Origin of the sequence: Chitinophaga caeni, from assembly GCF_002557795.1 — a bacterium.
Lineage (GTDB): Bacteria > Bacteroidota > Bacteroidia > Chitinophagales > Chitinophagaceae > Chitinophaga > Chitinophaga caeni.
In genome coordinates, this window is sequence record NZ_CP023777.1 from 982,561 (window position 1) to 1,000,753 (window position 18,193).

12 protein-coding genes and 1 tRNA gene are annotated in these 18,193 nt (G+C 41.2%); 9 read left to right on the forward strand and 4 right to left on the reverse strand.

The window, feature by feature from the left end; genetic code table 11:
* The first annotated feature begins 491 nt into the window (after positions 1-491).
* Positions 492-956, forward strand: coding sequence for an HvfX family Cu-binding RiPP maturation protein (locus COR50_RS04060; RefSeq protein ID WP_198405773.1), 465 nt, complete (start codon positions 492-494; stop codon positions 954-956).
* Positions 957-1,091: 135 nt separating this feature from the next.
* The gene (locus tag COR50_RS04065) at positions 1,092-1,706 is read left to right on the forward strand and encodes a M15 family metallopeptidase (RefSeq protein WP_098192803.1); all 615 of its coding nucleotides are present in this window, start codon (positions 1,092-1,094) and stop codon (positions 1,704-1,706) included.
* Here the strand turns inward: COR50_RS04065 and COR50_RS04070 are convergent.
* Positions 1,701-3,164: a clostripain-related cysteine peptidase gene (locus COR50_RS04070; protein ID WP_098192804.1), complete on the reverse strand. Its 1,464-nt coding sequence runs from the start codon at positions 3,162-3,164 to the stop codon at positions 1,701-1,703. The two genes, COR50_RS04065 and COR50_RS04070, sit on opposite strands and share 6 nt — an antisense overlap.
* A 130-nt stretch (positions 3,165-3,294) precedes the next feature.
* On the opposite strand from COR50_RS04070, the gene COR50_RS04075 reads away from it, so the two are divergent.
* Complete coding sequence (locus COR50_RS04075; RefSeq protein WP_198405774.1) at positions 3,295-6,279, forward strand: ligand-binding sensor domain-containing protein; 2,985 nt, start codon at positions 3,295-3,297, stop codon at positions 6,277-6,279.
* A 126-nt stretch (positions 6,280-6,405) separates the two neighbouring features.
* On the opposite strand, the gene COR50_RS04080 is transcribed toward COR50_RS04075, so the two are convergent.
* From COR50_RS04080 to COR50_RS04090, 3 genes are all read right to left on the reverse strand, one after another.
* Positions 6,406-7,926 (reverse strand): sulfatase family protein, encoded by a 1,521-nt coding sequence (locus COR50_RS04080; RefSeq protein ID WP_098192806.1) that lies wholly within the window; start codon positions 7,924-7,926, stop codon positions 6,406-6,408.
* A gap of 149 nt (positions 7,927-8,075) precedes the next feature.
* A tRNA-Gly gene (locus COR50_RS04085) sits at positions 8,076-8,148 on the reverse strand.
* A gap of 178 nt (positions 8,149-8,326) precedes the next feature.
* The gene (locus COR50_RS04090; protein WP_098192807.1) at positions 8,327-8,743 is read right to left on the reverse strand and encodes an energy transducer TonB; all 417 of its coding nucleotides are present in this window, start codon (positions 8,741-8,743) and stop codon (positions 8,327-8,329) included.
* 895 nt (positions 8,744-9,638) lie between these two features.
* Here COR50_RS04090 and COR50_RS04095 point away from each other — a divergent pair.
* The 6 genes from COR50_RS04095 (at position 9,639) to COR50_RS04130 (ending at position 18,192) form a co-directional block, all read left to right on the forward strand.
* Positions 9,639-9,914, forward strand: coding sequence for a hypothetical protein (locus COR50_RS04095; protein ID WP_157760610.1), 276 nt, complete (start codon positions 9,639-9,641; stop codon positions 9,912-9,914).
* Positions 9,915-10,216: 302 nt separating this feature from the next.
* Positions 10,217-11,851: a PepSY-associated TM helix domain-containing protein gene (locus tag COR50_RS04105; RefSeq protein ID WP_098192810.1), complete on the forward strand. Its 1,635-nt coding sequence runs from the start codon at positions 10,217-10,219 to the stop codon at positions 11,849-11,851.
* A gap of 167 nt (positions 11,852-12,018) precedes the next feature.
* Positions 12,019-14,361 carry a TonB-dependent receptor gene (locus tag COR50_RS04110; protein WP_198405775.1) on the forward strand — a complete coding sequence of 781 codons (2,343 nt, stop codon included), beginning with the start codon at positions 12,019-12,021 and terminating at the stop codon, positions 14,359-14,361.
* A 32-nt stretch (positions 14,362-14,393) separates the two neighbouring features.
* Positions 14,394-15,644: a DUF4374 domain-containing protein gene (locus COR50_RS04115; RefSeq protein ID WP_098192811.1), complete on the forward strand. Its 1,251-nt coding sequence runs from the start codon at positions 14,394-14,396 to the stop codon at positions 15,642-15,644.
* A 627-nt stretch (positions 15,645-16,271) separates the two neighbouring features.
* Positions 16,272-17,792 carry a hypothetical protein gene (locus COR50_RS04125; RefSeq protein ID WP_157760611.1) on the forward strand — a complete coding sequence of 507 codons (1,521 nt, stop codon included), beginning with the start codon at positions 16,272-16,274 and terminating at the stop codon, positions 17,790-17,792.
* Between the two features lie 4 nt (positions 17,793-17,796).
* On the forward strand, positions 17,797-18,192 hold the full coding sequence (locus COR50_RS04130) for a hypothetical protein (RefSeq protein WP_098192814.1): 396 nt from the start codon (positions 17,797-17,799) through the stop codon (positions 18,190-18,192).
* The last annotated feature ends 1 nt before the right edge of the window (position 18,193 follow it).

Genomic DNA, 18,193 nt, shown 5'->3' on the forward strand with positions numbered 1-18,193 from the left:
GGAGGTACTTCGGAACACATGTTTCGGGATTATTTTGAGGTCATGACCCACCCGGTAAGTGGTAGGGGGTACCTCCGAAGTGGGGTATTATTTTTTGTAAATTTAAAAAATGCTCTTTTAGGGTGATATTTAGCGGTTTTTATCGCAAAAGTGGAGCTCGAAAACCACTGTACCCACTTATTTTATCCGAATTTGGGGTTCAAAGAACATCGATTGGAGTTCCGAGGTGGGTGGGGGTACCTCGGAGGTGGGTGGGGGTACTTCCGAAGTGGGTAGGGGTACTTCCGAAGTGGGGTAGCGCGTCTGACAGTATTCGTCCTAAAATAAATTTACGTTCAATTTTAAAACGGTCGCTAAGCCTTGATTTTATCAATTCATCGATAAAGGACAATAAAGGCCGGGCATATACGTTGATTAGCAAAGATTTAGTAACTTAATGTTGCTATTGATTCCCGAAACCATATTCTAAAAACCAATTTTCAGGGCGAGGCATGAGATTTATTAACACGAAACCCAATACTCCTTTACAACGTTTTTTTGAATGGATGAAAGATTGGCCATTGCTGATCTTGCGTCTCGTATTGGCTTTCGGTTTCTTCTGGCCTGCACAGTTGAAATGGAGCAATATTCAAGGCGTCATCGATAATTTTTCAAACCTGGGGGTTCCACTGCCCACAATAAGCGCTTATTTCGTTGCAGGAATAGAAGCCATCGGTGTAATATTCCTGGCACTGGGATTAGCTACCCGCATTGTCACCATTCCCTTGATGATTATTATGCTCGTAGCGATCAATGTTGTACACTGGCAAAACGGCTTTCCCGTAGCTAACGGAGGTTTCGAAATCCCGCTTTATTACCTCGTCATGCTATTCGTTTTATTGATCTATGGCCCCGGAAAATTCAGCATCGATCACCTGGTTAACCGCAATAAAAGACGTAGCCCTAACTTACGGTAAATAATTTCCTCGTAAATATTTCTTAATTTTATATAGAGCGTATCAGTACGTATATCTCGGTTAATTCTTCGATGATCATAGCCCCAAAGCACCGGAACTAGCCCTTTTCACCCCATAACAGCAAACCCCAAACTCATGACTTACGATCGTGATCCTAAGTACCTGCACCCGCATATCAGGCTGCATTTGGACAGCATTTTATCTGCTATACAAAATAAGTTACCTGCCGGGCATACCGCGAAGGTAGTTTCCGCTTACCGCACACCGGAAGACCAGTTCATCATTTACAAGAAGGGCAGGACCTTTCAAGGTGGTAAATGGGTCAAAACCGGGGCTGTATATACCAATATTGACGGTTATACCAGGCTCTCCCGGCATAATTATTTACCCTGCCTGGCCATCGACATCGGGCTGTTTGAAGGAAATACTTACTTAGGTAACAGCAATTTGTATAAGTACGTAAAACAGGGAACTCAATTTCAAATGGATTGGGGCGGTAATTGGAACAGCTTCAAAGATCTCCCGCACCTGGAAGTACCGGGCAATATCCTCAAACCATCTATCGAGAAGAATATCGCGTTGATTTGGCAAAAGTACCTGCTCATTGACGGCTATTATACCGCTGCGCTCGACGGCATATTCGGACCGAAGTCGATCGCCGCACTGGAAGCTGCTACGGGGATTAACGCCCGCAATAAAGCTGCTTGGGATAAATTATTTGCTAAATATGGCCCGCCGGAAAATTTATAAATATTTATCGGCATAATCCAGGTATTTAAACACGAAATCGTCCCACATGGTATCTAGCACGAAATCGTAGGCTTCGGCCCGTTCCTGGTTGAAAAACAGGCGGACAAACTCCTGGTTATCGGCATGATCCCTTTCACTGATAGGGAAGTAAATCGATAAGCCGTTAGCTCCGTAAGATCTCTCCAAACTGGGGATGGGCTTCCTTTTTTCACCGTTAAATGCTGCCAAAACATAACCGGGATTCACCCGCTCAATCAGCCGCTGCGACTTTTTTATCATCGGGTCTTTCTTAGGTAAATGTTCATAAAAGTTCGTCAGCCACCAATTGATGTCGATATACGAATTAAAATATTTCCATCCGAAATGCTTGCATTTGTACCTGGCAGCCTTGATCGCGGGAGCGTAACGCTCAACATGGTCAAATAATTCTTCGGCAAATTCACTGATGTATTGCGCCGTTTTTGAAGATATTTTCAGATCTACCATCGACATGGTCAGGTAGTCGTGCTGATACTTTGGATACTGTGCGGAAAAGGTTTCGATCATCTTGTAACTCATCGCTTCGGCTGTTATATCGGGATTATCTGCCAATTGCGCTAAAAACTCCGGGTAGTTCAAACCATCGAAATAGATAGTTTCTTCGCTGGCCACGAGGTAGCGGCAATACTCCCTAAACTGGTAGCCGGTTTCCATCATTTGCATGCAACAGGCATTGTAAGCCAGGATATCCAGCTTATCGCCCCGTCTTTTGCTAAATACAGCTTTCAGAGCCATCCTTAATTTTTCATGCGACAGGAAACTAATTTGCTTCTCCTTCAGTACTTTATAATGATTATTATATACTTCCGGCAAGCGGTGCGAGGTAGGCGTAATAATAAAAGCGCCGGGGCTTTCATCATCATCATCGTCGTCAAGACTCAGCTTATTGATATCAGAAGTTTTATAAATCAGCGCTTCCCTGGTAATCCTGTAATTGGGAGAATGCCTGCGATCCAGGGTGAGCGTACTAAGATCGTTTTCTAATATCCGCCCCTGGTGCGACAAAACACCTGTATATTTTGGCAATACAATTTCATCTTCCTCGGGTTCCAGCTCACCTTCAAAAACCCCTACACCCATACCGTGCGACCATAATACGAGCATATACTTCTCTGCCGGGTATTCATTTTTAGCCCAATAAAGGTATTCAGCCATCGTTTCGGCTTCGCCCATATCCACATTTCCCAGGTCCAATAGCGCGTTAGTTGGATGCGGAACCACGTCTTTTTGCACATGGAAACGCATTGCCCTGTAATCAACGGGATGTTCCGTATCGTTCCAGTTCCTGTAAAACTGTATAACGATATTCATATCCTTGCGGCTGCCGATGGCGGCCAGGGCTTTTAATAATTTCTTGGCATATTTAATACTATGGTCTACACTGTAGATGTAGAACATGATGGTCCATTCAGCTTTCATAATATTCAACCGGGGTTAATATATTGATATTCAATAAATACTTACATTCTCGATATATTGAATTAAATTGTTGCTCCAAATGGAGTATTATCCTATGCCCGTTAAAATTTTTCGAGCATACAGATGGTTTTTGACTGTTCTATTGATGGTTGGTTCACTGTTGAGCACAAAGGCACAACGGGCGAACTTGCTATTCAAAAAATATGATTCGGAAAATGGCTTAAGTTCCTATAATGTACCCCAAGTTTTACAAGACAAATACGGATTCATTTGGATTGCTACCCAAGATGGACTCAACCGCTTTGATGGTAAATCTTTCGAAATTTATAAAAAGACATTTAACAGTCGCACTTCACTGAATCAAAACCATATCAAAAATCTTTACCTGGATGGAGATAGCTTGTGGGTGGCAACGGCATACGGCGGCTTGAATATTATCGATACCCGCAATAGCGAAGTAATTGCCTCGTATAGATGCGCTAACCCGAGCAATAAACCCTGCCAAATCAGCAATTGGATCGAATGTAGCAGTGGAACTCCCCTGGGAGATATCTGGTTTGGTTCATACGAAGGTATTTTTATTTTCTCGAAAAAAGACCGCCAATTTTCGCATATTTCTATAAACCCGTTCACGCATAGCGCTGAGAACTTTGTTGTCCATACGATTTATATCGACGCGCGGGAACGTATCTGGGTGGGAATCGACAATTATGGCTTAGCCGTGTATGATAAATATGGCAAAATAGAGCAATTGATATCGAAATCGGATCTTGGCCTTCCCAATTCCCCGGTAGTATTCCACGCGGTTATAGATCTACCCGGTAACCGCTTCGGGGTTGCTACCAATCACGGTGTAAGTCATTTTTCGCTCCAAGGGAATAATATCCAACTGATACAGGCTTTCGCATTAAAGAATATGCAGGCCCATTGCATCAAGCAAGGTCCTAAAAAACAACTGTGGATCGGCACCACCAAGGGATTATTCATTACCGATGATCAATTCAACATTACCGATCATTACACGCAAGAAAATGCGGCTTTACCGGATAATATTATAAAGGATGTATTTTTCGATTACCAGCAAAATGCCTGGCTCAGTACTTACCGTGGCGCCTGCAAATCAGAAAATATCCTGCGTTGCTTCACGGCTTTTTCAGAAGATGAAAAAAGCAAGATCAAGCTGGAGCAGGTAAGCGATTTGCTCGTAATGAATGATAGCATGATGCTGGCCGGCAGCTATGTGGGCTTATGGCAGATTAACCTCAACAGCGGTAGGATCCGTAAGTTCTCCCGTGGCTTGAAAAATATTAACTCCCCCGTGAGCTTGTTGTTCCGGGATGACCAGGGAAACCATTTCGTATCAACAGAAGAACATTTATATTATTATGATATTGACCGGCAGGTATTAATTCCCATCGAACAAAAGTACCCGGAGTTAAGATCCATTTCCCGGTATGTTTTTAGTAGCGCAGTTGTGGTAGATCCGAATACGATCGTATGGGGGAGCGAAAACGAGGATGGCATTTTTACCTGGCACCGCGATCAGAAACAAGTACAGCATTTTATTCACGATGTAAACAATAATCACAGCCTACCGGATAATAGCGTGAATGCTTTGTATGTCGATAAAGATCAGCATCTCTGGTGCGCTTCCGATATGGCCATTAGCAAAGTAAATTGGAATACCGGCTACTGCGAGGTTTATTACCCCGGGAAAGCAGGTCCCAATTCACCTATTTACTTCGATGTATATGACGATGGTAATAAAATTTGGATTACTACTTACGGTGGTGGTTTGAATTGTTATGATAAATCCACAAAACAATTCACGGCGCTTACCACGGATGATGGTATGGCTAGTAACGCCTGTTTTAATATTGTTCCGGCAAGCGACAGCACCCTTTGGGTAAGTACTGCCAAGGGACTTTCCCGTGTAAACACCAAAACCCATTTCATACGAAATTATTACACTACTGCCGGGGTACACGGAAATTCATTCGATGAAAAATCGGCCTGTAGCCATAATGGTTATATATACTTCGGGGGCATTGACGGTTTTACCAGGATTAATACCAATGAACTTAGCAATAATCCCTTTCATAACCAGACACATATTACACGAATCAAGTATGAAGCCCCGGGTAGCAGCGTTGATACCAGCGACTTAGGCGTTCAAGCCATCAAGGTACCGTATAACACGACGAATATCGAGATCAGCTTTGCCGCCATTAACTTTATAGAACCGGAGCAAAACCGTTTTGCCTACCGAATTCCACAGCTAAACCAGCAGCAAGTAATGCTGGGAACCGATGCCACGGTAAGTTTCCCGACTTTGCCCGTAGGTAAGTACACATTGGAGATAAGATCATCCAACAACGAAGGGGAGTGGAGCGATGATGTCCGCACTTTAGACATTACGGTAACACCGCCATGGTGGGCAACCTGGTGGTTTAAAGTATTGGCAGGATTATTTGTGCTGTTTATTATTTACCAAATATACCGTTACCGGGTATTGCAAATTAAGAAACAAGAGCTGGTAAGGAGAAATATTGCGTCGGATCTGCACGATGACATCGGCAGTTCCTTGAATGCCGTGAAAGTATTTACACACCTGGCGAAGATCACCCCGGAAAACAATCATTACCTGGAACAAGTTGATGAATCTCTAAAACAGGCAACCTCTGGCTTGCGGGATATGATCTGGGTATTGGACGATAGCGCAGATACGATCCAGGAATTATTAAACCGCGTTCAGAAATTTGCAATCCCCGTCACGATGGCTCAAAAAATTCAGTTCGAGCTGCAAGTCGAGGATAAAGCTTTATATAAAGTTATTAGCAAAGCGGAAAAGAAAAACTTATTATTAATCATCAAGGAAGCCATCACGAATAGCATTAAGTATGCAGCCTGTAATAAAATCTTATTAAAAATTATCCTGACACAGAAAGGCAATCTTTGTATCACGATACAAGATAACGGTAATGGCTTCGATACTTCGATCATCCATGAAGGCAACGGGCTTAAGAATATGTTGTTACGTGTAAAGCAAATTCAATACATTGCCGACATTACTTCCAACGATCATGGAACCGTGATTAATATTTGTAAAAAGTAATTCGACAATAATAAACTTTACCGGTCAAAGCAATCATTAAATATTATAAGCTTCTACATATAAAACGCCGGTGCAAGTTGTCTGTTTGCACCGGCGTTTATTTAATGATAATGACCAGGTAAATTATTACATTTCTTTCTTCAACACTTCAGCCGCTTCTTTATCATCATATTTCTTGATGAGTTGTTGCAAGCTAGCAGTTAATGCCTTCTTGGTTGCAGCATATGCCGGGTCATTATAAACATTATGTACCTGCGTTGGATCTTTTTTCAAGTCATATAATTCCCAATCATTATGCGGGCCATAAAACCTGATGAGGGTATACTTCCCGGTTCTAACACCGAAATGTGGCGCTACATGGTGCGGTTCCGGGTACTCGTAATAATGGTAAAAGGCAGCTTTCCTCCAATTCTTGTAGCTCTTTCCCGTAACGATAGGCAAAAACGATTCGCCTTGCATAGTCGGGGAAGCCTTCAAGCCCGCCGCATCCATTAAGGTTGGCCCCCAATCGATATTCAATACCATATCGTTTACTACGGAACCTGGTTTGATCTTACCCGGCCAACGCATCAAGAATGCTGTTTTCAAGGACTCTTCATACATAAACCGCTTATCAAACCAGCCATGTTCTCCCATGTAAAAACCTTGGTCGGAAGCATAAACAACAATCGTGTTTTTGCTTAAACCGTGCGCGTCCAGGTAATCTAATATCCGCCCAACATTCCTGTCTAAAGATTTGGCAGTTGACAAATAATCTTTTAAATAGCGTTGGTATTTCCATTCAGCCAGGGCTTTCCCGGTCGGTTTCAGCGAGTCAAACTCACGGCTGATTTTATCTTCATAATATGCTTTGTAAGCATCCTTTTGTGCCTTATTCATGTTTCTATAAACCCAACTCTTGTCATAATCGACATGAATTTTCAAATCATAAGCCATCTGCATCGTTTTGCTGATGGTCATATCCTGGTTTTGAGCGGCAACGCGGCCATTATAATCATCAAAGAAGGTCGGCGGCAAAGCAAATGTGCTGTCATCATAAGCTCCCAGGTCTTGGATATCGGGACTCCATTCGCGGTGGGTTGCTTTTTCACCTACCACCAACATGAACGGTTTCGTGGTATCCCTTTTATCCAACCAATCCGTTGTAAACTGCGTAATGAGGTCGGAGATATAACCGGTATAGGTGGCGGTATCATTAGGAGAAATAAACACCGGGTTATAATAGCGGCCTTGTTGCGGAACGATTTTAAAATAATCGAAACCTTGTGGTATTGCTTCCAGGTGCATTTTACCGATCCAAGCAACCTGGTAACCGTTATTTTTCAGCAAGCGGGGAAAGTGCTCTTGCGTCATATCAAAATGAACGGATTCATTAGTTTTGAAGCCGTTCTTATGGTTATATTTTCCCGTGATAAAGCAAGCACGGCTGGGTCCGCAAATAGAATTAGTCACCAGTGCATTGGTAAACCTTGCACCCCCGTTTGCTATACGATCGATATTGGGCGTTTGGGCCAATTTGCTGCCATAGGCGCTGATAGCCTGATAGGCATGATCATCAGAAATGATAAAAACAATATTCGGGCGCTCCTGTGCCATCCCTATCCGGGTAATCAACAACAGCCCCAAGGATATGAACAAATTTTTCATAATTATGAATCGATAAAGGTTCACTGTAAATTTATATAGCTCCCGGTTAATATAATAATGCTATGTTAACCTAAAACGGTGTAAAAAGAGGGAATTGGAGTTGAGAATAGGGGCAACAAGGGTAATTTATCTGCCATACTTTAAAGTTGAGCGGAAGACGGGACTCGAACCCGCTACCTACAGCTTGGGAAGCTGTCGCTCTACCAGGTGAGCTACTTCCGCAGGGTGGATAAAGATAGCAAAGAATATGAAATAAAATGCAAGGAAGAATAATTTTTATCCGTTCCTTTGATGAGAACACTTCTTGTTAAAATTTCCACACCGCTTTTAGAAGATTGGCCGATAAAATTTTAAGAGTGGGGGAAAAGACGTGCATCCATCTGCCCAAGATTTAAATCCTTTAGTCAAAAGCCGGTAAAATACAAATAGGCATGGTAAAGTATGTGCTTACTTTTATACCATCCTGTTCCGCAGGAATCCACTTGGGCATCATCCTTACCACCCTAATTACCTCTTTATCAAGTAATGTATAATCCCTTACTTCTTTTTGAACAATTTTTATATCGGAAAGGGCGCCTTTGCTATCTATTTTAAATGTAACGCGAACGCGGCCTTGGGCCGTTGCTTGATCTTTCGGGTAGCGTATTTTCCTTAAGAATTTCATTAGCGCCATTTCTCCACCGGGAAACGAAGGCGGGTGTTGTGGAAAAGTACATATAATTTCACCATTGCTTGCTGAAGATAATTCATTAGCAGCCGGGGAGCAACCACCGGATAAAATAGCGAATGTAATTGCAATGAAACCATGCTTTAACATGTCCTAAGATAACGAATTGGGAGATTATATTTTAATGGTGTATTCGAAATCTTTATCCAATTTCAATGTTGTAGATAGAAAACCGTTTTTCGGATCGCGCACATAATCTGTATAATCTTACATCACCCCTGGAAACCCGCTTACGTCATCAACGAAAAGCAGCGTCCTTCCATTAAATTTGCTTTGCTTTTACCATTAATCACTCTATACATTTCAAAAAATAGGTTTTACCGGAGCAGTTTTGTATTCGCAAACTTCCTGGTTCTATTAAACCGGGTACACCTTGTAGAAACCGTTATCCAGGAAGCATCCGACATCAGGCAAGTAGGACTATTAACATTTATATTGCTCCTAAACATGCTATTGATCCTCGAAATACACCGTACTAGGAAATCAAGCATCCAATCAACGCAATCTTACGTCCTAGCGAGGTCAACAATTAATCATAACCGGGAAAAAGCCTCCCTCCATAATCAACGATCAGGGGAAAACAAAAAATCCGTGCCATCCTGAAAATCCCCCAAAAAATCTCTGAACTTTTTCCGCATCTCGTAAATCATCCGCTCTAATAACAGCTAACTTTACATCGTATATACGAACGATATAAAAAGAGCCGCCAGTTGGCGCTGGACGGCTCAACCATGAAAAATTCATGGTACTTATATAAACCGTTAAGTAAAATAAGCGTATGCAATTTATAAAATAATCCTGCCTGCGCCTAGAAAATTTTTCCGTTTTGAGTAAACCCGGAAATGATCCAATACATCCAATATCCGGCTATCATCCAGTTAGCATCACCCCAATAAATAAAATATTAAAATAATATTTAAGTCGAATGTATTCAATCATCATTATTTGTTACTGTATAGGCTTTTTCCACTTATACAACACATCCTTGAAAGCGAAGCTCCATTCGGAAGGCCGCTACCAATCATGGTTGCAGGAGCATAAACCCCTGGCTACCTGGTCGGGCTTGGGATTGATCGGCTCCAGCCTGCTGCTCTGGACCCTGAAAGATGGGATCGCATTAGGTATCCTTGGGTTCTTACTATTATCGATGGCTGGACCTATCCTCGTTATATCTTTAGCCCCCTTACGTTATTTCAGGGTAAAGCATATCATGATTATCCTTGCTTTCAGCTTGCTATCAGAACTTTTCATCTTCTACTAATATGCCTGCTAATAAAAAATACTTGAGCTCTCCCGGGCAAAGAGTCCTTAAAGTAACAGCCGCATTATTCGGCGGTTACTTGGTGAGCCTTTCTTTTCATCAGTTGCTGATGACGTTTCTAGATAAGAAAACCGTTGTTATCACGAGTTTCTTTTCCATGTACATTTTGTGGGCCATCCTGATGATCCTTGCATTCCTTGCAAAAAACGGATGGAAGATCTGGGCGACCTACATTTTACTCAGCCTCCTATTTTGCGCTCCTTGGATATATGAAGCTTATATAAAGTGATAAAAACATCGGCATGAATAATCGTAATTATAATATTTATTTTAACACGCATACCATCAGCGGGATCATTATCAGCGCTATACTATATGTAATATTTTTTGCGGGCTCTTTCGCATTCTTTAAAAGCGAAATAACCAGTTGGCAACAGAATACTTCCGCCGCAGAAATCTCGAAGAAGGATATCAACTTCAATACTATTGTTGATTCGTTGAACAAGGAATACAACCTCTACGGTCGTGACATCTACTTTTACATGTACCCCAGGGGTGGTGCGAAGATCGGTGTATCGGTCAGCATGTCGAAAGACAGCAGTAATAAAAAAAGGGGAGGATATTTTTTATACAACTCCAAAACCAAGGTACAATCGAACTATAAAGAATCATACGACCTGGGCGAATTCCTTTACCGCTTACACTTCTTAGCACAGGTAAACGGTATTGCCAGATTGGGATTCCCGATCGGTTATTACATCGCCGGCGGGGTTGCCTTTGCCTTCCTATTTGCTTTGATCACGGGTTTATTATTGCATTGGAATAAGATCATTTCAAATTTCTACCTGTTTCGGCCCTGGGAAAAACTGAAAACCGTGTGGACGGATTTGCATACCGCATTAGGTGTTATCAGCTTTCCCTTTTTATTCATCTTTGCCGTTACGGGCACTTATTTCCTGGTTAGCTTTCCCTTAATGTCTAAACCGACGATCGCCATGCAGTTTGATGGAAAAAAGGAAGCATTCGATAAAACGATGGGATATGACGATAAGAATGTTCCTATGGCGGGTAAGGCCATCGGGAAAGAGATAGACATTAATCATTTTGTTTCAGAGACCTTTGAGAAATGGGATCATACACAGTTGTCATATATGCAAATCAGTAATTATGGCGATCAAAGTATGCAAGTGTCGATGGATGTGGTACTTCCCCGGAGCGAGAAATTTGTCGGGACCGGCAAAATAGTCTACGAAGCCGCCACCGGGAAAGTTTTAGAAGTAAAAAGTCCTTTCGAGAAAGCAGGTTATAACGGTGTGGTTAAAGACTTAGTATATACTTTACATTTCGGTAATTACGGCGGCTATGCCACCAAGGTCTTATACTTTTTACTGGGCATTTGCGGCTGCGTGGTGATTATTTCAGGCGTATTAATTTGGCTGGTGGCAAGGAATAAGAAGAATATTCCCGGGAGGAAAAGAAAGTTCAACGATTGGCTCGCCAATATTTACTTATCGATCTGCTTGAGTATGTTCCCAGTAACAGCAGCATCGTTTATCGCGGTTAAAATACATCCAGGCGGTGGAACAGCATTTATTTACCCGTTCTTCTTTTGGTCATGGTTAGCATTAAGTGTTTTATTTATTATACGAAGAAACAACTATAAGACCAACCGGGATTCTATGCTGATGGGCGCTATCATAGGTTTTTTCATCCCGGTAGCAAACGGGGTAGTATCAGGTAATTGGATATGGACAACCTATAAAAAAGGGTTTTATGACATCCTGTTAATCGATGTATTCTGGCTATTTGTTTCCATGGGAGCATTTATTTGTTGGTATTTAATTGTAAAGAAATATCAAAAAACAAATAACACTAAAATTGAAAACTCAAATAAAATCGAACAAGAAAAGGAATTAAAAAAATTCCGCATTTCGTAAATCATCCTATTCATTTCAAGATACCTTTGCGGGCATTCTATTAGAAGAATCATCCCAAAAATGTAGATCATAGTTGGCGCTATGATCTACAGCCGTGAATTTTCATGGTACATATAAACCGTTAAGTAATTAAGCATATGCAATTCAAAATTTTACCCTGTATTGCTATGGCAATGGTAATGTCATTGCTAGCAGTTGCACAGCAGCAAACAACCGGCACCCTTTCCGGCACGGTTCTCACTGGCAACCAGGAACCAGTACCTGCGGCCACGGTGCAGATCAGGCAACTAAAGAAGATCTCCCAAACGGATAGTAAAGGAAAATTTCAACTTGCGGGGATCCCCCTAGGAGAACATACCCTGGAAATATCCATAATCGGTTATAAAACCATTAAGAAGAAAGTAACTGTCAGGAGTTCTAACCAAGCGTTATCTTTCGAACTGACCCCTACCGAAACGAGCCTGGAAGGCGTATCGGTAATGGGATATTCTGAAACGCAGCTTTCGAACAGGCAAGCGTATAACGTAACGGCCATCGATGCTAAAAAACTCCATAATTCCACTTTAGACATCGCGCATGTATTGGACCGCGTAACCGGTGTCCGGGTAAGGGAAAGCGGCGGGGTCGGATCGGATTTCAACTTCTCTATTAACGGCTTTTCCGGCAGCAGGGTCAAGTTTTTCCTGGATGGTATCCCTATGGAGAATTTCGGGTCTTCCATCCAGATTAATAACATCCCCATCAATTTTGCCGAAAGGGTAGAGGTATATAAAGGTGTTGTCCCGGTATGGCTAGGCAGCGATGCACTCGGCGGGGCAGTGAATATCATTACCGGCAGCAAGCTGCGAAACTTCCTGGATGTTTCCTATTCATACGGTTCTTTCAATACCCATAGAACAAACATCAATGCCGGCATCACTTCCAAGAAAGGGCTGACATTCCAACTGAATGCCTTTCAAAATTACTCGGACAATAATTACAAAGTAACTGTTGACGCCGCCGATATACATACCGGCCAATATTATCCGAATACCACCGTACGACGTTTCCACGATCAATACCATAACGAAACGCTGATTGCACAAACTGGATTCCTAGATAAACAATGGGCGGATCGTTTCCTTGTCGGCATCACCCTCGGCCAGAATTACAAAGAAATACAAACAGGCGCCAGGATGGTATCCGTTTTTGGCGCATGGCATACACGGGGCAATACGGTGATGCCCACGTTCAAATATCAAAAGGATGATTTATTTATAAAAGGATTGAATGTTGCCATAAATGCCAACTACAATTTCGGTAAAGAAAATAATATCGACACGGTATATGCACGCTATGGCTGGTTGGGCGACTCGATTACCTTCAACGGAAAAGGCGGGGAAAGATCCCGTATGTATTATAAATACGGCAACAATATCGCTACGGCATCCGCGACCATCACTTACAAGATCAATGAAAAACAGCTATTAGCCTTTAATAATGTATTCAGCCGCTTTAACCGGAAAGGCCGTGACCTGCTCGCTCCTGAAGACGATAAATACCAACAACCTCAAAAAGCAGGTAAGAATATATTGGGACTTAGCTACAAGTTAGATGTCAATAAAAAATGGAGTACAACGGTATTCGGTAAATATATTTATCAAAAATCAAAAACCACTTTTGCCAGTGATGCCGGCGGCGAGCCGACCTATAAAAATATGACGACCGATATCAACAAGCCCGGTTACGGCATCGCGACATCATATTACATCTTGCCTTCCTTACAAGCAAAACTATCCTACGAGAAGACGAACAGGATGCCTGAAAATGAAGACCTATTCGGAGATCTCATCAACCGCGAAAAGAATTTTGACCTGAAGCCAGAATCCAGCGATAATATCAACTTAGGCATTAGCTATTCCTTCAAGCTGGACGAAGATCACCGGTTTATAACCAGCGCCATGGGCATTTACCGGAAAGCAACGGACTATATTTATTATACTTTCAACAACAACCAAACTAAGTTAATCGCCAGAAACTTAGACGGCGTTTCTAATAAAGGTGTAGAGGCAGAAGTAAGGTACTCTTATAAAAAGTTCTTAGCAGCGGGCATCAACTTCACCTATCAAGATATCCGCAACCTGCAAAAATATGATCCGGGATATACCAATGTGAGCGAGGTATATAAAGACAGGATGCCGAACCTGCCATATATGTATGGAAATGCCGACGCCTCCGTATTCATAAAAAATGTATTTGATAAAGGGGACCAGCTGAGCATCGGCTACAACATGTTATATGTACATGCCTTCTACCTGTACTGGCCAAGCAGGGGCAGCAGCGAAACGAAGTATGGTATTCCGGAACAGCTTTCACACGACATGAACATTGTATATGCCATGAAAGGAGGTAAGTATAATATTTCATTTGAATGCAGAAATATTACCGATGCCATGTTGTATGACAACTTCAGCTTACAAAAGCCCGGCAGGGCCTTCTCCGCAAAACTGCGGTATTTCATAAGTAAATAATCATCCAAAAACATAAACAGAAATTATACAGCATGAAAAAGTTGAATCTTTTATTCTTATCTACGGCCATCGCGTTCGGAATGGCTTCTTGTGACAAAGACGACAACCCATCAACAGGTGGTGGAGATGCGGGTGCAGGTACAGGAAGGTTTGTTATTGCTGCCCTACCCCAATCCGCGGCAGAAGGTGTAGCAGATTATTTGTTTACTGCTGAAGATTTGGAATCCGGCACTTTATCAACTGCCGGTAACGGCGTTGAACAAGACGGGACTTACCGTTATTATACAACGTCTAAAAATTTATTTTTCAGCATGTTATACGGCCAAGGCAACCCCGGCGCCGTGACCATCTACAAATTAGACGATCAAGGAAAACTATCAAAACAAAGCAACTTCCAATCGGAAACAGTACAAGCTTTTGCAGCGGTAGCAGACGATATCCTGATGATGAAAATTTCCCGCCGCGTAACAACAGAAAACTCGTTATGGTACAAGGTAAATACGGAAAGTTTAACGATCAGCGGGCAAGGGCAAATCAATACCGCCCAACTTTCAGGTAACGGGGAAATGGCGCATTTCTCCTGGCTAAAACAAGTTGGCAACAAAGTATTTGCACCGTTTTTCAGCATCAAAGGTTCCGGTGATGCCCTTTTTGCAACAGCTTACCCGGACAGCTCTTGGATAGCCGTATTCAACTATCCCGATATGAGCTTAAATACGATTATCCGCGATAACCGTAGCAGCTTCATCGGCGCATATTTCAATGATGGATTAGAAGTTGTTGAAAACGGGGATGTATATGCATGGTCGTCTCCCTTTGCTACTTCCGATGGCGCCAGTTTTAATTCTACGAAACCTTCCGCTATCATGAGAATTAAGAGTGGAGAGCTGGCTTGGGATCAGTCTTATTTCTTTGATGTCAGCGATGCTTCCGGCGGATCGTATATCTGTGATAAATTATACTTGGGCGATGGTAATTTTATATTGTTCATGTCAGACAAACAGAACGCATATGCCAGCGGCGCCAACAAGTTTGCTGTCGCGAATGTAAATACGAAATCATTCAAATGGGTAACAGGTACACCTGGCGCGGAAGATATCACCGTAATCGCGATGAACAATTACGCACCGAAAGATGGTAAAACCGGGTTCATAGGTATTACCACTACAGATGGAAAATCCGTGGTATACAAATTCGACGCGGGTACAGCCACGGCAACTTCCGGCTTGGTATTAACGGGAGGTACGATTAATTCCATCAATTGGTTGCCATCAGCAGAATAGCATTTTTAATTAGTAGCCATTATATTGAAAGCTGTAGACCGGGTAGAGATGCTTGGTTTGCAGCTTTCGCATTATAAGGAGCTCCATTACCTTAAGACAATCAATCCATTGTAAATAGAAATAAGGTCATATAATCACTATAATTCTATCAAAGATATCTTCATTTATTTTTCGAAACTTGCTACCTATAAATAAGTATGACGATCTGAAAATCAAATTTTTCTAAGCCAGAATGTTGTTACATAATAAAATGTTTATTACATTCGATCCACAAATACCTAGTATTCATAGTGAATTAGTGTTAATGCCCAAGCTAGGATTTGATACCTATGTTATAATTTATGGATTAAAATATTACCTGTACTGTATTGTAGAGATAACATTCAATCTGTTAATGCACCAAAAGTTTGTAACCGGAGCCCTAAATATTAATTACTATATCAAGTAGTGTTAGTAAATAAAACTTAGGTGACGATCAATCTACTATAAGATTTGAGCATACAGCAACAAATAACAGGAAATGTTGATCCCCGTGTTAACTGTAGTACAGTTGATATCATTACGTAGCCTTATATATACCGTCTGAACGAGAAGCGAAGCTCCTCTTTTTAAACCTCTGAATTTTATATGTGTAAGTTTAAACTGAATTTACGCAAGGGGGATTATTATCTCTATTGCGCATCGAATCGATTTACAATTGTAATGATATGCTCCTTGTTCTTTGCATGCGCTAAGCCTAAGGGAACGGGATTATTAAAGGTCGAGATCACGAAAGCCATAAAGAATGATAACATTATAGATGAAAGAGAATGGCAGCATTTATCTGATCTTATAACAGGAAATCCAACATCGTTCCCAGATTACATTGATAATAAAGGTAATCTAATACCCGGATCGCTAAAAGAGCTTATCGTTTCCGTAGCACAGAAAAGGAGAAATGGCGAAATACCGGAAATTCACGTAAAGGGTACAAAAAAAGCCCCAAAAGCAGTTATCAAGATCTACCTTGAGAATTCAGGAAGTATGGATGGATACTTATTATTCTCGTCAGACTTCAAAGCCTCATTGGCTGATTACCTGGCAGGACTTAAATTCTACAACGAAGAACACCTTTCCGTAAATTTCATCAACTCTAAGATATTTCCTACCAGCATTCACGATCCGCAACAATTCGTGGATGTTTTAGAACCGGGGAAATCACCTTATAATATCGGGAACAAATCCGTCAGTAAATTGAATGAAATACTAGGTCTTGTATTAGATTCCTTGCATCAAGGAGAAGTTGCCATCTTCATCTCTGATTGTATCTACTCACTTGAGCCAAGTAAGGATACGGAAGGAGCATTGGAATATCAAAAAAGTCTAACTAAGAATGTCTTCCTCGATAAATCAAAGTCATTTAAATTTGCGGCGCAAATTAATAAATTACATTCCAAATTCAGTGGCAAATACTGGAAGAAAGATAACACTTTCGAAATTCTAAAAGGTGCCGATAGGCCATATTTTATATGGTTAATAGGAGAGGACAATCTAATCAAACAATTATCTCAAAACGTTCCTATTTCGAAATTAAAAGGTTATGAAAATAGCTTCTATTTGTCAGGCCATCCACAACAGGAACTTTCAAATTACGCTTTACTAAGACAAACCAATAATATAGGCAATTTTAAGATCACCAGGGAGAAGGATAAAACATTGACCGGAATTGAAGTTATTAGATACAACAATGGTATCCTTCAATTTGCTATAGCTACAGACCTATCTAATATTCCAGTAGATTCATCATATTTACTTGACAAAAGTCATTACCAAGTAACGGAAGGTTTTCAAATCACCAAAATAGAAATCATTGATAAAAAAAATATTGCACCTAATGACTATATCAAGATCAAGAATACTCCTTTCACCCATATTATAACGCTTTCAACAAAAGAGAAAAGCGGTATCCAAGATGCACAACTAAGCTTAAAAGACGAAATCCCGGAGTGGGTATATAATAGCAGTACAGGGGATGATACAAATATTTTGAATGAAACAGGCAAAACCTTTGGGTTAAACTATCTGATTGAAGGTGTCTATGAGGCTTATGAAGTCCAACAGCAAGGGAATAACAACCTTTTTAACCTAACTGTAAATATTAAAAAATAAAAATATGAATGATTTTGTAGCAACCATTTTTGAACTATTCTATTATTCTGCACCATTCTCGGATGATGTATATGCCGAAGGAATTTATGGCCAATTGGCACTTGTCAACCTCCTTAGCAGTTTTCTAGTCGCCATCCTTTTTTATTACATTATTAACCGGCCATCATTTTCCAGGTGGTATCATTGGTTGTTAATGTTGATAATTAACTTTCTAGTTACTTATTCATTTGCATACACATTAACATACAATAGGTTCACAGCGTTGGAATTAGAATATAGTAGTGAATACTTCATGTTTTCATTGTTCAATGCGCTCATCGCTTCCACCTTGTTTGTTATATTTTCCTTTTCTATCAGGTGGTGGAGCAGCTCTGCTAAAAGAACCCCTATTCCTCACTAAA

What these genes read in the sequence shown, in the direction of transcription:
- COR50_RS04125 (WP_157760611.1), top strand. Translation starts at nt 16,272, where the DNA reads ATGTGTAAGTTTAAACTGAATTTACGCAAGGGGGATTATTATCTCTAT.
- COR50_RS04080 (WP_098192806.1), bottom strand. Translation starts at nt 7,926, where the DNA reads ATGAAAAATTTGTTCATATCCTTGGGGCTGTTGTTGATTACCCGGATA.
- COR50_RS04115 (WP_098192811.1), top strand. Translation starts at nt 14,394, where the DNA reads ATGAAAAAGTTGAATCTTTTATTCTTATCTACGGCCATCGCGTTCGGA.
- COR50_RS04090 (WP_098192807.1), bottom strand. Translation starts at nt 8,743, where the DNA reads ATGTTAAAGCATGGTTTCATTGCAATTACATTCGCTATTTTATCCGGT.
- COR50_RS04110 (WP_198405775.1), top strand. Translation starts at nt 12,019, where the DNA reads ATGGCAATGGTAATGTCATTGCTAGCAGTTGCACAGCAGCAAACAACC.
- COR50_RS04105 (WP_098192810.1), top strand. Translation starts at nt 10,217, where the DNA reads ATGAATAATCGTAATTATAATATTTATTTTAACACGCATACCATCAGC.
- COR50_RS04070 (WP_098192804.1), bottom strand. Translation starts at nt 3,164, where the DNA reads ATGAAAGCTGAATGGACCATCATGTTCTACATCTACAGTGTAGACCAT.
- COR50_RS04060 (WP_198405773.1), top strand. Translation starts at nt 492, where the DNA reads ATGAGATTTATTAACACGAAACCCAATACTCCTTTACAACGTTTTTTT.
- COR50_RS04130 (WP_098192814.1), top strand. Translation starts at nt 17,797, where the DNA reads ATGAATGATTTTGTAGCAACCATTTTTGAACTATTCTATTATTCTGCA.
- COR50_RS04065 (WP_098192803.1), top strand. Translation starts at nt 1,092, where the DNA reads ATGACTTACGATCGTGATCCTAAGTACCTGCACCCGCATATCAGGCTG.